Source organism: Camelimonas sp. ID_303_24, from assembly GCF_053543495.1.
The window spans coordinates 369,312-382,724 of record NZ_JBLLJM010000003.1 but is presented as its reverse complement, the minus strand read 5'-3'; the positions used below and the strand labels follow the sequence as shown (position 1 = coordinate 382,724).

General features: G+C 67.8%; 12 protein-coding genes. 4 read left to right on the top strand and 8 right to left on the bottom strand.

All coding sequences use genetic code 11. The annotated features are described in order from the left end of the window. Positions 1-52: 52 nt before the first annotated feature. Entirely contained in the window at positions 53-859 is an 807-nt protein-coding gene (locus ACERNI_RS04600) for an SDR family oxidoreductase (protein WP_448832076.1), read from the bottom strand. A 273-nt stretch (positions 860-1,132) separates the two neighbouring features. Here ACERNI_RS04600 and ACERNI_RS04595 point away from each other — a divergent pair, with 273 nt between their 5' ends. Continuing rightward, on the top strand, positions 1,133-1,684 hold the full coding sequence (locus ACERNI_RS04595) for an N-acetyltransferase family protein (RefSeq protein ID WP_448832075.1): 552 nt from the start codon (positions 1,133-1,135) through the stop codon (positions 1,682-1,684). A gap of 18 nt (positions 1,685-1,702) precedes the next feature. On the opposite strand, the gene hrcA is transcribed toward ACERNI_RS04595, so the two are convergent. Beyond that, positions 1,703-2,776, bottom strand: a complete 1,074-nt coding sequence (gene hrcA, locus ACERNI_RS04590) for a heat-inducible transcriptional repressor HrcA (protein WP_448832074.1) — start codon at positions 2,774-2,776, stop codon at positions 1,703-1,705. Between the two features lie 309 nt (positions 2,777-3,085). Between hrcA and rph the strand changes: the two genes are divergently transcribed. Beyond that, a complete protein-coding gene (gene rph, locus ACERNI_RS04585; RefSeq protein WP_448832073.1) occupies positions 3,086-3,802 on the top strand; it encodes a ribonuclease PH in 717 nt (238 codons plus the stop codon). 8 nt (positions 3,803-3,810) lie between these two features. After that, positions 3,811-4,470 (top strand): non-canonical purine NTP pyrophosphatase, encoded by a 660-nt coding sequence (locus tag ACERNI_RS04580; protein WP_448832072.1) that lies wholly within the window; start codon positions 3,811-3,813, stop codon positions 4,468-4,470. 122 nt (positions 4,471-4,592) lie between these two features. On the opposite strand, the gene ACERNI_RS04575 is transcribed toward ACERNI_RS04580, so the two are convergent. Then, on the bottom strand, positions 4,593-5,066 hold the full coding sequence (locus tag ACERNI_RS04575; RefSeq protein ID WP_448832071.1) for a DUF2852 domain-containing protein: 474 nt from the start codon (positions 5,064-5,066) through the stop codon (positions 4,593-4,595). Positions 5,067-5,433: 367 nt separating this feature from the next. On the opposite strand from ACERNI_RS04575, the gene ispG reads away from it, so the two are divergent. Next, on the top strand, positions 5,434-6,732 hold the full coding sequence (gene ispG / locus ACERNI_RS04570; protein WP_448832168.1) for a flavodoxin-dependent (E)-4-hydroxy-3-methylbut-2-enyl-diphosphate synthase: 1,299 nt from the start codon (positions 5,434-5,436) through the stop codon (positions 6,730-6,732). 267 nt (positions 6,733-6,999) lie between these two features. Here the strand turns inward: ispG and grpE are convergent, their stop codons facing one another. The 5 genes from grpE to rsmI all read right to left on the bottom strand — a co-directional run bounded on the left by grpE (position 7,000) and on the right by rsmI (position 13,103). After that, positions 7,000-7,617, bottom strand: a complete 618-nt coding sequence (grpE, locus tag ACERNI_RS04565) for a nucleotide exchange factor GrpE (RefSeq protein ID WP_448832070.1) — start codon at positions 7,615-7,617, stop codon at positions 7,000-7,002. Between the two features lie 64 nt (positions 7,618-7,681). Beyond that, entirely contained in the window at positions 7,682-10,420 is a 2,739-nt protein-coding gene (locus ACERNI_RS04560) for a [protein-PII] uridylyltransferase (RefSeq protein ID WP_448832167.1), read from the bottom strand. A gap of 157 nt (positions 10,421-10,577) precedes the next feature. After that, positions 10,578-11,519, bottom strand: a complete 942-nt coding sequence (gene gshB, locus ACERNI_RS04555) for a glutathione synthase (RefSeq protein WP_448832069.1) — start codon at positions 11,517-11,519, stop codon at positions 10,578-10,580. Positions 11,520-11,776: 257 nt separating this feature from the next. Continuing rightward, positions 11,777-12,223 (bottom strand): YraN family protein, encoded by a 447-nt coding sequence (locus ACERNI_RS04550; protein ID WP_448832068.1) that lies wholly within the window; start codon positions 12,221-12,223, stop codon positions 11,777-11,779. 10 nt (positions 12,224-12,233) lie between these two features. Continuing rightward, positions 12,234-13,103 (bottom strand): 16S rRNA (cytidine(1402)-2'-O)-methyltransferase, encoded by an 870-nt coding sequence (rsmI, locus tag ACERNI_RS04545; protein ID WP_448832166.1) that lies wholly within the window; start codon positions 13,101-13,103, stop codon positions 12,234-12,236. Positions 13,104-13,413: the final 310 nt, after the last annotated feature.

Here is a 13,413-nt window from a genome sequence, read left to right as displayed (position 1 = left end):
AGCCATCGCCCGCTTGGGGGCGCGCTGGCCCGCCGCCGGCGCCTTCCAGGTTTCAGCTGTCCTCAGACCAGCTGTCGCCCTCAAAACCTGGGCGGGCGAAGGCGACGCCGCCGTCAACGGTCAGCGTCGAGCCCACCACATAATCGCCGGCGCGCGACGCCAGAAAGATGGCGGCGCCGGCCATGTCGTCGTCATCGCCAATGCGGCCGGCGGGCACGCGCCTGGCCACGCCCTCGGCGCTGTCGCGCGCGGCGGTGTTCATGTTGGAGCTGAACGGGCCAGGCGCGATGGCCGTGACGACGACATGATCGGCGATGAGCTGCGCCGCCATCCGCCGGGTGAGGTGAATCAGGCCGGCCTTGGAGGCGGCGTAGGGATACGTCTCCAGCGGATTGACGAAAATGCCGTCGATGGAGGCGATGTTGATGACCTTTGCCGGCTTTTCTGCGCTGGCGGCCTTGCGCAGCAGCGGCGCCAGCGCCTGTGTCAGGAAGAACGGCGTTTTCAGGTTGAGGTCCACCACCTTGTCCCAGCCGCTCTCCGGGAACGTATCGAACTCCGCCGCCCACGCGGCGCCAGCGTTGTTCACCAGGATATCAAGCCTGTCCTCGCGTCCGGCGATCTGCTGCGCCAGCGCCTGCGCCCCTTCGACGGTGGAGATGTCGCCAGGCAGCGAGATGCACTGGCCGCCGTTCTGCGACAGCTCGGCCGCCGTGGCGTCGCAGGCGGCGGCCTTGCGCGCGGTGATATAGACCTTCGCGCCGCTGTCGATATAACCGCGCGCGATCATCTTGCCGATGCCGCGCGAGCCGCCGGTGATCAGGGCCACGCGACCTTCGAGTGAAAACAGTCCGCTCATGTGTCCTCCCGCCCTTCACCTCCTGGTTTTGCGCCGGGCGAGGGGCCGTCTGTATTGGCGATTTGTTGGCGGCGGCAATGTTCGCCGTTCGGTACCCGGGGTTCAAGCCCGTTTGCGTTGCCGCAAACCGCTGGCGCGGGTTTTTCTGGTGGTTTGTCGGGAAAGCGCGGCCAGATCATCGCCCGGGGGGCGCCATGCGGCTGCACAATGCCTCTTGCGAACTGGCGCTGGCCGGAGGCAGATGGCCCGCGTCAACGGTGGAAGGAGCAGGCGATGGCGGAGGCACGGGCGGCGGAGGAACAGGCGGCGGCGGGACGTGAGGCGCCCAGGGTGCGGCCAGCCACAACGGCGGACGCTCCAGCCATTCTCGACATCTATAATTACGCGGTGCGCGAAACCACCGCCGTCTGGACCGAGACGCCGGCCTCGCTCGACAACCGGCTGGCGCTGATGGCTGAGCGGGCCGCGCGCGGCTATCCGTTTCTGGTGGCCGAACTGGCTGACGGCGCCGTTGCCGGCTACGCCACCTTCGGCGATTTCCGCCATTTCGACGGCTACGCCGCCACCGTCGAGCACTCGGTTTATGTCGGGCCGCAGTTTCACCGGCGCGGCGTCGCCCGGGCGCTGATGCCGCCGCTGATCGACGCCGCCCGCGCCTGCGGCAAGCATGTCATGGTCGGCGCCATCGCCGCTGACAACGACGCCTCGATCCGCCTGCATGCGGCGTTTGGCTTTGAGAAAACCGGCCTGATGCCCCAGGTTGGCCGCAAGTTCGGCCGCTGGCTCGATCTGCTGTGGATGCAGAAAATCCTCGCGGAGGACTGAGCCGGCGGCCGCCGGGCCTCAGCGTCGCCGGTAAAGCTGCGACACCACCCGCGCCGTGTAATCGACCATCGGAATGATGCGCGAATAGTTGAGCCGCGTCGGGCCGATGACGCCGACGACGCCGACGATGCGCTCCTCAGCGTCGCGAAATGGCGCGGCAATGGTTGAGGAGCCGGACAGCGAGAACAGCTGGTTCTCCGAGCCGATGTAGATGCGCACGCCTTCGCCGTCCTCGGCGCGGGACAGCAGGTCGATGACTTCTTTTTGGGTTTCCAGATCGGCGAACAGCAGCCGCATGCGCTCCAGGTCAGCGCCGACGCTGACATCTTCCAGCAGGTTGGCCTGGCCGCGCACGATGAGCTGGCGGGTATCCGATGAGCCGCCGACAGCGATGGCCAGTCCGGCTTCCACCAGCCGCGCCGTCAGCACGTCCAGTTCCCGCTCCATGGCGGTGCGCTGGCTGGCCACGTCCTGGCGCAACTCGTCCAGGGTGCGGCCGCTGATGCGGGCGTTGAGGAAGTTCGCCGCCTCGACCAGCGCCGAGGAGGGCAGACCGGCGGGCAAATCGAGCAGCCGGTTTTCCACATTGCCGTCGTCGCTGACCAGGACTACCAGGCCGCGTTGCGGGCCGAGCCGCACGAATTCGATCTGCCGCAGCCGGGCGTTGGTCTTGGTAGTCAGCACCACGCCGGCGCCGCGCGACAGGCCGGAGAGCAGTTGCGTTGCCTGGGCCAGCGCCGTGTCGAGCGAGCTGTCGGCGGCGGCGGCGCGCATTTCCGTCTCGATGCGCCGGCGCTCCTCATCGGCCAGATGGCCGGTCTCCAGCATGGCGTCGACGAAAAACCGCAGGCCGGTTTCGGTGGGCAGGCGGCCGGCCGATGTATGCGGCGCATAGATCAGCCCGGCGTGCTCCAGGTCCGACATCACATTGCGAATGGAGGCCGGCGACAGGTGCATGGGAATGATGCGCGACAGGTTGCGCGAGCCGACGGGTTCGCCCGTGGCCAGATAACTCTCGACGATCTGGCGGAAAATTTCGCGAGACCGTTCGTTCAGGGTCGTGTGCGCGCCCCTTTCCTGGAATGGCCCCAATGCTGTCGCGCTCCTGTCGATGCGGGGGCTGGCTGCCCCTGCCGCATAATGTAGCGGGCCCCCGTTCGCCTTGCCAGAGGCGGCGCTGCGCTGGCCTGGGCCAAAGCACTGGCCTGGGGCAAAGCACTGGTCTGGGGCAAACGCCGTACCGCGCTCCGATACATTCTGGCCGCTGCGGACGCGCCTGGCCGGCGCCGCCCCTGCGCCGGTGAAGGCCGCGCAGGGGCTTACGCCTCGCGCCTGGATCGTTATAGCTCTCTGCAACGTCTCAAACCGACATTTTGAACCCACACAACCCAGGACAGACAGATGCGCCCTTCAAAACGCGCCCCTGATGAAATGCGCAAGGTCACGCTGGAGCGCGGCGTGGCGCGCTACGCGGAAGGCTCCTGCCTCGTGCGCTTCGGCGACACCCATGTGTTCTGCACCGCCTCGCTCGAGGATCGCGCCCCAGGCTGGCTGCGCGGCCAGGGCCGGGGCTGGGTCACGGCGGAATATTCCATGCTGCCCCGCGCCACCGCCGAACGCACCCGGCGCGAGGTCAATTCCGGCAAGCCGTCTGGCCGCACCCAGGAGATCCAGCGCCTGATCGGCCGTTCGCTGCGCGCCGTGGTTGATCTGCCGGCCCTCGGCGAGCGGCAGATTTCCATCGATTGCGACGTGCTCCAGGCCGACGGCGGCACCCGCACCGCCGCCATCACCGGCGCCTGGGTCGCCCTGCACGATTGCATCGCCTGGATGCGCGCCCGCTCGATCATCAACACCCATCCGCTGAAGGACCATGTCTCCGCCGTTTCCTGCGGCATCGTTCAGGGCGCGCCCGTGCTCGATCTCGACTATGCGGAAGATTCCACCGCCGAGACCGACGCCAATTTCGTGTTGACCGGCTCCGGCGGCATCGTCGAGGTGCAGGGCACGGCGGAAGGCAAGCCATTCAGCGATGAAGAGCTGCTGGAACTGCTGCGTCTCGCCCGCGTCGGCGCCAATGGCCTCGTGGCGCTGCAGAAGCAGGCGGTTGGCCAGTGAGCGCCCCGGTGAACGCGTCGCGGCGCCTGTCGGGCAAGGTGGTGATCGCCACCCATAACTCCGGCAAGCTGGTGGAAATGCGCGAACTGCTGGCGCCGTTTGGCGTCGCGGCGGTGTCGGCGGGCGAGCTTGGCCTGGCGGAGCCGGAGGAAACCGGAACCACGTTTGCCGAGAACGCGGCGATCAAGGCCCATGCGGCGGCAAAGGCGTCAGGCCTGCCGGCGCTGGCCGATGATTCGGGCATCTGCGTCGCGGCGCTGGATGGCGCGCCGGGCATTTTCTCGGCGCGCTGGGGCGGCCCCGCGAAGGATTTCCCGGGCGCCATGGCGCGCATCAATGACGAACTGAACCTGCGCGGCGTTGGCCCTGACGCGCGCCGCCGCGGCCATTTTGTCTCCGCCCTGGTGGTGGCCTGGCCCGATGGCGCGGAGGCGCTGTTCGAGGGGCGGGTGTTCGGCGATCTGGTCTGGCCGCCGCGCGGCGATCGCGGCTTTGGCTACGATCCGATCTTCCGGCCCGATGGTCACGAACTGACGTTCGGCGAGATGGATTCCGACGCCAAGCACGGCGTCGACTGGGACGCGGCGGCGCAGGGCGGCGCCGGCGGCCTGTCGCACCGGGCCCGCGCTTTTGTCACTTTGGCCAAGGCGCTGTTGCAAAAAGCCTGACGGCGCTGAACGAAACAAAAAAGCCCGGGCGCGAACCCGGGCTTTTCTTTTGTCATGACGCTGGCCCACGTCACCAGGACCACGTCGCCAGGAGCCGGTCATCAGACCCAGATCTTCGGGCCTCAGACCTCGGTCGTCGGGCTCACGGACCGGCGCTTGCGCATGTAGGCGTCAAACTCCTCGCGGTCCTTGGCGCGCTTCAGCTCTTCAACGAACGCGCCAAACTCGCGGACCTCATCGTCAAGGCGGCGGCGCTCGGCTTCAAGGCGCTCGATCTCGGCGCGGCGATAGTCATCAAAATGACTGTTGCCGGTGGGGCCGTTGGCCGGGCGCGCATCCGCGCTCCGTCCGCCGCCGAAGGGAAAGTCGCCGAGGCGGGTAAAATTGCGCTCCATGAACGCCCGGAATTCATTCGGCACGGGGTATCCCATCAGTTTCCACGCGATATAGGCCACGGCAAGCGGCCAGAACCAGATAAAGGCAAAGACAATGCCGACGATTTCCAGCGCGCGCCGGGGCGGGCGCCCGCATTTGCCTCCGGCCCGCGCGCCATCCCACTGGGGCGAGGTGGTGGAGGTCGAGGCGGTGTGGGACATCTTCATCTCCAGAGACAGTCTCCGCGTCAGGACACCGCGTCCCGCCGCAGGTAAAACGTTGCCCAAGGCCTGGCCATGGACATCGGTCTCTCCGGAAAGCGCGCATGCTTCCCGGTCCGAAACATTAACATCGAAACGGCGCCGGGCGGATTCAAGGCGTTGATTTCAAAAAACATTGTCGGACAATTGTTCGGCAAAGCGGGGGGCGGCCGTCTGGTGCGCGCGAGCCGTTGTGCCAGCGCCATCTCCGGGCCGGCGCGGCCCGCATACGCGGAACGCCCTGTGCGGACGGGTGATTTGGCGCTATAACCCCGACGCCTGAAAACTGGCGCTCACGATCCAGGACGACGCAGTGACCACCGCCCCGTTGCCGATTTCCCCATCCGACTGTCCCGCCGGTCTTCCGGCGACGCAGGATCCCGATATCGCAGGTCCCGCGCCGCGCCGGCCGACGGTCGGCGTCATGGTGGGCGACGTCCAGGTTGGCGGCGGCGCGCCCATCGTTGTCCAGTCGATGACCAATACGGACACGGCTGATATCGACGCCACGGTTCGCCAGGTGGCGGCGCTCGCCAACGCCGGCTCGGAGCTGGTGCGCATCACCGTCGACCGCGACGAGGCCGCCGCCGCCGTGCCGCGCATCCGCGACCGGCTGGCGCGCATCGGCGTCACCGTGCCGCTGGTCGGCGATTTCCATTATATCGGTCACAAGCTGCTGGCTGATCATCCGGCCTGCGCCGAGGCGCTGGCCAAATACCGCATCAATCCGGGCAATGTTGGTTTCAAGGACAAGCGGGACCGGCAGTTCGGCGCCATCATCGAAATGGCGATGCGTTTTGACAAGCCCGTGCGCATCGGCGCCAACTGGGGTTCGCTGGACCAGGAGCTGCTGACGGCGCTGATGGACGAAAACGCCGCATCGGCCACGCCGCGCGACGCCCGGGCCATCACCCGCGAGGCGATGATCCAGTCGGCGCTGCGCTCCGCCGAACGGGCGGAGGAGATGGGGCTTGGCCGCGACCGCATCATCCTGTCGGCCAAGGTATCGGCGGTGCAGGACCTGATCGCCGTCTACCGCGAGCTGTCGCGCCGCGCCGATTACGCCATTCACCTCGGTCTCACCGAGGCGGGCATGGGCAGCAAGGGCATCGTCGCCTCGTCCGCCGCCATTGGCATCCTGCTGCAGGAGGGCATCGGCGACACCATCCGCTTCTCGCTGACGCCGGAGCCGGGCGGCGACCGTACGGTTGAGGTGCGCACCGCCCAGGAACTGCTTCAGACCATGGGCTTCCGCACCTTCGTGCCGCTGGTGGCCGCTTGTCCAGGCTGCGGCCGCACCACCTCCACCGTGTTCCAGGAGCTGGCCCGCGATATCCAGGACTGGATCGTCACTTCGATGCCGGCGTGGAAGCAGAGCTATCCGGGCGTTGAGAATCTGAACGTCGCGGTGATGGGCTGCATCGTCAACGGCCCGGGCGAATCCAAGCACGCCGACATCGGCATTTCCCTGCCGGGCACCGGCGAGAGCCCGGCGGCGCCGGTGTTCATCGACGGCGCCAAGGCAACCACGTTGCGCGGCCCCGGCATCGCCACGGATTTCCGGGTGATGGTCGAGGATTATATCGAGCGGCGGTTTGGCGCCGGCGCCAGGGCATCTTCGGGCTGAGGCGCCTGTGGGCTGACTGGCGGAAACCGCGTCCCGGGTTCTGACGTCGTCATGGGGCGCCAAGCCAGCCATGACATGCCATGGCGCCGGGCCGCCAATTGCGCGGGCGGCGCGCCGCGTCTCCTGATCTGGCGATCAAAGATCAAAAAGGCCCGGAGCAACTGCCCCGGGCCAGAGTGTCTTTGTGTGGTTTGGCCCTTGCCTTGCCTTGCCTTGCCTTGCCTTGCGTGGCTTGGCCTGGCGCGGGCGCTTTCGCGCCCTGTCGCCTCAGGCGTTGCCGGTCTGCGGCGGCTCGGCGCCGGCTTTCGGCCCACCCTTGGAAACGCCCACCAGCGCCGGGCGCAGCACCCGGTCGCCGATGCTGAAGCCGACTTGCAGCACCTGCACCACCGTGCCGTTTGGCACGGACGGATCGGGCGCCTCGAACATCGCCTGATGCAGATTGGGATCGAAACGCTCGCCAAGCGGCGACACCAGCTTCACGCCATGCCGCTCCAGGGTCTTCAGCATGTCGCGCTGGGTCAGCTCGATGCCCTCGATCAGGCCGCGCGCCCGCTCGTCCAGCGCCGCCCGGTCGGCCTCCGGCACAGCTTCAAGCGCCCGGCTGATATTGTCGACGACCGTCAGCATGTCGCGGGCAAAGTTGGTCGCGCCATAGGCGCGGGCGTCCGCCACCTCTTTCTGGGTGCGGCGGCGCATGTTTTCCACGTCCGCCAGGGCGCGCAGCGACCTGTCCTTCAGTTCGGCGTTCTCTGCGGCCAGGGCGGCGATCACCTCGCCCGGGTCGCGTTGCGCGCCTTCGGCGCCGGCTTCGGCGGAGACGGGGATTTCCTGATCTGGCGTGGCGACCGGATCATCGCGGTCTTCATTCGGCTTCTGGTTCATGTCACCCGGCTGGTTGAAAAGGGAAAAGGAATTGACAGCCATATCAGATGGCCTGCCCGCAAAATCAAGGCGCGGCCGTGCGGCCGCCGGTTTTGCGCGGCCCCTGGCCACCTGCCGCCCCAGGCGCCTTCAACGCCTCCAGCAGCCGGCGCCGGATGGCTGTCTGGCGTGATGGCGCAACGATTTTGGCGTTGGTCAGGTCGGTGACATAGAAGGTGTCGACCGCATGCTCGCCGAAGGTGACAATGTGGGCGGATGAAATGTTGAGGTTGAGGCCGCCGATCGCCGTGGTCAGGTCGTAGAGCAGGCCGGTGCGGTCCAGGCAGGACACCTCCAGCACCGTCTCGCGGTTCGACAGGCTGTTGTCGATGATGACCTCCGGGTCGATGTGGAACGGTCGGGTGCGGGTTTTCGAACCGCGCGCCGCCACCAGATCGGCTATCTTCACCTCGCCCTTCAGCGCCCGCACCATGGCCTCGCCAATCCGTTCGCCGCGCCGCAATTCATCCGCGTCCTCGACAAAGGCCCGCGAGATGAAAATCGTGTCGAGGGCGATGCCGTCGGCGGTGGTGAAAATCTGCGCGTCGACGATATTGCCGCCCGCCGCGGCGCAGGCGCCGGTGATAATCGCCAGCAGGCGCGGGTGGTCCGGCGCCATGACCGTGAGTTCGGTGACGCCGCGAAACTGGTCGGTGACCACGGCGGTGGCGGTGGTATGGCCGTCCGCCGCCGTCTTGCGGAACAGCTCCGCCTGGCGCGCCTTGCGCTCGGGGTTCACCTTCAGCCAGTAAGCGGGATAATGTCGGGCGGCGTAGGCCTCGAAGTCCGCGTCGCTCCACGCTGGCAGCAGCATGCGCAGCGCCTCCTGGGCATTGCGCATGCGCTCGCTGCGCGCCGCGTCGCCATGACCGCCGGTGATGTAGCTCTCGGTTTCGAAATACAGCGTCCGCAACAGCTCGCCCTTCCAGCCGTTCCAGACGCCTGGCCCCACCGCCTTGATGTCGGCGACGGTCAGGATCATCAGCAGCTTCAGGCGCTCCATGGTCTGGACGACCTTGCCGAAGGTGTCGATGGTCACCGGGTCGGCGAGGTCGCGGCTCTGCGCCGTCATCGACATCAGCAGATGATGCTCGATCAACCAGGCGACCAGTTCGGTTTCCGTGCGCGTCAGGCCGAGGCGCGGACACAGCCGCCGGGCGACGCGCGCCCCGGCGATGGAGTGGTCCTCCGGCCGGCCCTTGGCGATATCGTGCAGGAACACCGCCACATACAGCACGCGCCGGTGCTGCAGCGCGCCGATGATGCGGTTGGACACCGGGTGCTCGTCCTGCATGCGCCCCGCGTCGATCTCCGCCAGCACGCCCACCGCCCGCAGCAGATGCTCATCCACCGTGTAATGGTGATACATGTTGAACTGCATCATCGCGACGACCCGGCCGAACTCCGGGATGAACCGGCCGAGCACGCCGGTTTCATTCATGGCGCGCAACACCGCTTCTGGTGAGTTTTTTGACGTCAGGATGTCAAGGAACAGCCGGTTGGCCTCCCTGTCCTCGCGGATCGCCTTGGTCATCAGCTTCAGCGAGCGGGTGACGAGGCGGCTGGCGTGGGGGTGCAGCGGCAGGTCGTACTGCTGCGCCAGCCAGAACAGCCGCACCAGATTGACCGGGTCGTTGCGGAACACGTCCTCGGAACGGACGGTGATGCGGTCGCCTTCCAGCAGGAAGTCGGTGGATTTCAGCCGCGCCGCCGGCTTCAGCCGCTTTATGAAGCGGTCCAGCATCGGCCGCTTCTTGGCGTGCTGCGCCTCCATGGCGGCGCAGACGATGGCGGTGAGATCGCCCACGTCCTTGGCGATGAGGAAGTAGCGCTTCATGAAGCGCTCGACGCCGGAGAGGGCGCCGTGGTCGGTGTAGCCGAGCTCCGCCGCCAGCTGGGGTTGCAGATCGAACGACAGCCGCTCCTCGGCGCGGCCGGTGATGAAGTGCATGTGGCAGCGCACCCGCCACAGAAATTCCTCGCACTCGTTGAAGCGGGCGTACTCCTGGCGCAGGAACAGCCCCGCCCGCACCAGCTCGCGCGCGTCGCGGACGCGGTAGACATATTTGCCGATCCAGAACAGCGTGTTCAGATCGCGCAGGCCGCCCTTGCCTTCCTTGACGTTGGGCTCGACCACATAGCGCGACGCGCCGCCAAGCTGGCGCAGGCGGGCGTCCCGCTCGCCGAGCTTGCCCTCGACGAACTCCGCCGCCGTGCCTTCCACCACCTCGGCGTCGAACCGCCGGGCCATGTCGTCGAACAGCGCCGCGTCGCCGGCCACCAGCCGCGCCTCAAGCACCGAGGTGCGGATGGTCAGATCGCCGCGGCTCTCCCGGATGCACTCGTCGATGGAGCGGGTGGCGTGGCCGACCTTCAGCTTCAGGTCCCACAGCAGGTAGAGCACCGCCTCGACAATGCTCTCGCTCCACGGCGTCGGCTTCCACGGCGTCAGGAACAGCAGGTCCACGTCGGAGCCGGGCGCCATGGTGCCCCGGCCGTAGCCGCCGGTGGCGACGATGGCCAGCCGCTCGCTGGTAGAGGGGTTGCTGACCGGGAAAAACCGCCGGGTGAACACCGCGTGCAGCGCCTGCACGATGGAATCCATCAGCCATGACAGCCGGCGGGCGCAGCGCAGTCCGTCTCGCTCCTCCAGCAGCTTGACCCGCGCCGCCGCGCGCCCGTCCGCCAGCGTCTGCCGCAGCAGGGCCAGCAGGGCGCGGCGCAGGCGGTCGAGGTCGTCGCTGTGTGCATCGGCCAGCGCCATCACGGCTTCGGTCAGCGCCGCGCCATCCGCCGGCGCGTCGGGCAGGGCTGGAACAGCAACGGTTTCGGCGGCCTGGTTCAAGCGAAAGCTCCCACGACAGGTCGCGACGCGACGCGCCGCGACCGACCATGCATTCCTGACAGGCCGGACCTGATCGTCAGGCCCGGCGCGCCTCAATGGCGTCCCACATGGCGGAAGCAAGATCCGGGCCGCCGATGCGGCGGATCGCCCGGATGCCGGTGGGCGAGGTGACGTTGATTTCGGTGAGATTGCCGTCGATCACATCGATGCCGACAAAGATCAGGCCGCGTTTCGCCAACTCGGGTCCGATGGTCTCGCAGATCTCACGTTCGCGCCCGGTCAGTTCGGTGGCGTTGGCGGCGCCGCCGCGCACCATGTTGGAGCGGATGTCATTGGCGGCGGGCACCCGGTTGACCGCGCCCAGCGCTTTGCCCTCGACGAGGATGATGCGCTTGTCGCCCTGGACGACCTCCGGCAGGAAGCGCTGGATCACCCATGGCTCGCGGAACGTCACCGAAAACAGGTCGAACATCGAGCCGAAGTTCGGGTCCTCCGGCAGCACGCGCAGCACCGCCGCGCCGCCGTGGCCGTGCAGCGGCTTCATGACGATGGCGCCGTATTCGCGACGGAACGCCTCAATTTCCGCCTTGTCGCGGCTGATCAGCGTCGGCGGCATCAGCTGCGGAAAATGTGTGACGAAGAGCTTTTCCGGCGCATTGCGCACCTCGGCCGGGTTGTTGACCACCAGCACCTTCGGGTGAATGCGCTCCAGCAGGTGCGTCGCGGTGATGTAGGCCAGGTCGAACGGCGGGTCCTGGCGCATCAGCACCACGTCCATCTGCTCCAGCGGCGTGCGTTCGGCGTCGCCGACGGTGAAATGGTCGCCGGCCACATCGCGCACCTGCAGCGTGCGCATCGGCGCGCTGACTTCGCCATTGCGCATCGAGAGCTGGTCCGGCGTGTAGTAGAACAGCCGGTGCCCCCGGGCCTGCGCTTCAAGCAGCATGGCGAAGGTGGAGTCGCCGGTGATGTTGATGCGCGCGATCGGGTCCATCTGGACCGCAACATTCAGGACCATGGGGGCCTCGTCTCAGGGCGCATCCGGCCAGGCGACCTGCACGGCGCCGGAAACGCGACAATTCAGGATGCCGGAGACCTGTGATGTCCGTCTGACTGCGGACCCGCTCCGGCGGCGCGAGAACCGCCCCTGCCCAACAGGGCCTGGGCGGTTTCCCATCGTGCCCGGGTCTGGCGCGGCCAGACCCCTGCGCCTGTCAATTTATGGCGGCGAGGGGCCCGGGCGCAACGGCGCGCATTGGCGTTCTGCAATGCGTTTTACAGCATTAGCGGCGCGATATTGCTGAGATGCCGCGGCCAACTGGAAGCGCCGCGGCGCGAGCCGCGCCAGAAGACGCCCCAAATGGCTCCCCAAAAGCCCTCTCTGGACATCTCGCCGATGAACACCGCGTCCAGCCGCAGGGTGCGCCCGGCGAAGCCCGGGTGGCGCGCCAGCCAGATGCGGGCGGCGCTGGCGATGCGCCGCTGCTTGTCGGGCGTGATGGCGACCACCGCGTCGTCCATGCGCCGGCGCGCCTTCACTTCCACAAAGGCGATGACATCGCCGCGCGCCGCGATCAGGTCGATTTCCCCGGCGCCGGCGCGAAACCGCCGCGCCAGGATGCGATAACCTTTCAGGCGCAGCAGCCACGCCGCCATTGCCTCGGCGCGGTTGCCGCGCGCGCTGCTGGCCAGATGGCGGTTGGGGGGCGGGACGCCGTGCATGCGCCGGCGCTCAGCCGTCGCTGTCGGCGCGGCCCAGCAGCAGGGCGCGGGCGTAGACCTCCTTGCGCGGCAGGCCGGTTTGCGCCGTCACCAGCGCCACCGCCTCCTTCATGGAATGGGCCGGGAGCAGGGCGCGCAGGCGCTCGTCAACCGTGGCGCCGGCGTCGGCGGCGGCCTGGGCCCGGTCCGGTCCGCCAATCATCACCACGATCTCGCCGCGCGGCGGTCCTTCCTGCGCATATTGCGCAGCCAGTTCGCTGAGCGAGCCGCGCCGCACATTCTCGAACATCTTGGTCAGTTCGCGGGCCACGGCGGCCGGGCGATCGCCGAGCACCTCGGCGGCGTCGGCCAGCATGTCGCCGACCCGCTGGGGTGATTCGAAGAACGCCAGCGTGCCCGGCACATGGGCCAGCTCAAGCAAACGATGTTTGCGCGCCGCCTGTTTCGTGGGCAGGAAGCCGCCGAAAAAGAAGGCGTCCATCGGCAGGCCGGAGAGCACCAGCCCGGTGAGCACCGCAGAGGGGCCGGGGGCGGTGGTGATGGCATGGCCATGCGCCAGCGCCTCCTCCACCAGCTTGTGGCCGGGGTCGGACACCAGCGGCGTGCCGGCGTCGGAAACCAGCGCCAGCGCCTGCCCCTCCGCCAGCCGCGCCATGATTTTGGGGCGCATCTGGGCGGCGTTGTGCTCGTGATAGTTCAGCAGCGGCGTGGTCACGCCATAATGGGCCAGCAGCACGCGGGTGACGCGGGTGTCCTCGGCGAGGATGGCGTCGGCGGCGGCCAGCGTCGACAGGGCGCGGAAGGAAATGTCCTTCAGGTTGCCAATTGGCGTCGCCACCAGATGCAGGCCGGGCGCGATGCGCTCCGCCTCCGCCGCCATGCCGAAGGCGGTGAAGCGGGAGGGCTGCGCCTCGCGTCGCCCGGAACCGCCATGGCCGCCAGATCCGCCCTGCTGTCGGTGCTCCTGGTCCGGCCGCCGGTTTTTGAGCGTCTCAGCCATTGTCCAGCTCCCCCGCCGCGTTACGTCGTATCTCAAAGCAGTTTCCGGCGAAGTCAAAACCGCTTCGCCTGAAGAAATGCGCCAGCCAAAAAATGGATTGTTTCCGCAATCCGTACGGAAACGCCGCCGCCATTATAGCACGCCGCCCCGGGAACGCCGTCTCATGACAGGCGGAGCGACGACAATTTCC

Coding starts and splice junctions, on each gene's coding strand:
- ACERNI_RS04550 (WP_448832068.1), bottom strand. CDS start 12,223: ATGCACGGCGTCCCGCCCCCCAACCGCCATCTGGCCAGCAGCGCGCGC.
- ACERNI_RS04595 (WP_448832075.1), top strand. CDS start 1,133: ATGGCGGAGGCACGGGCGGCGGAGGAACAGGCGGCGGCGGGACGTGAG.
- rph (WP_448832073.1), top strand. CDS start 3,086: ATGCGCCCTTCAAAACGCGCCCCTGATGAAATGCGCAAGGTCACGCTG.
- ACERNI_RS04600 (WP_448832076.1), bottom strand. CDS start 859: ATGAGCGGACTGTTTTCACTCGAAGGTCGCGTGGCCCTGATCACCGGC.
- ACERNI_RS04560 (WP_448832167.1), bottom strand. CDS start 10,420: ATGGCGCTGGCCGATGCACACAGCGACGACCTCGACCGCCTGCGCCGC.
- grpE (WP_448832070.1), bottom strand. CDS start 7,617: ATGAACCAGAAGCCGAATGAAGACCGCGATGATCCGGTCGCCACGCCA.
- gshB (WP_448832069.1), bottom strand. CDS start 11,519: ATGGTCCTGAATGTTGCGGTCCAGATGGACCCGATCGCGCGCATCAAC.
- rsmI (WP_448832166.1), bottom strand. CDS start 13,103: ATGGCGGCGGAGGCGGAGCGCATCGCGCCCGGCCTGCATCTGGTGGCG.
- ACERNI_RS04575 (WP_448832071.1), bottom strand. CDS start 5,066: ATGTCCCACACCGCCTCGACCTCCACCACCTCGCCCCAGTGGGATGGC.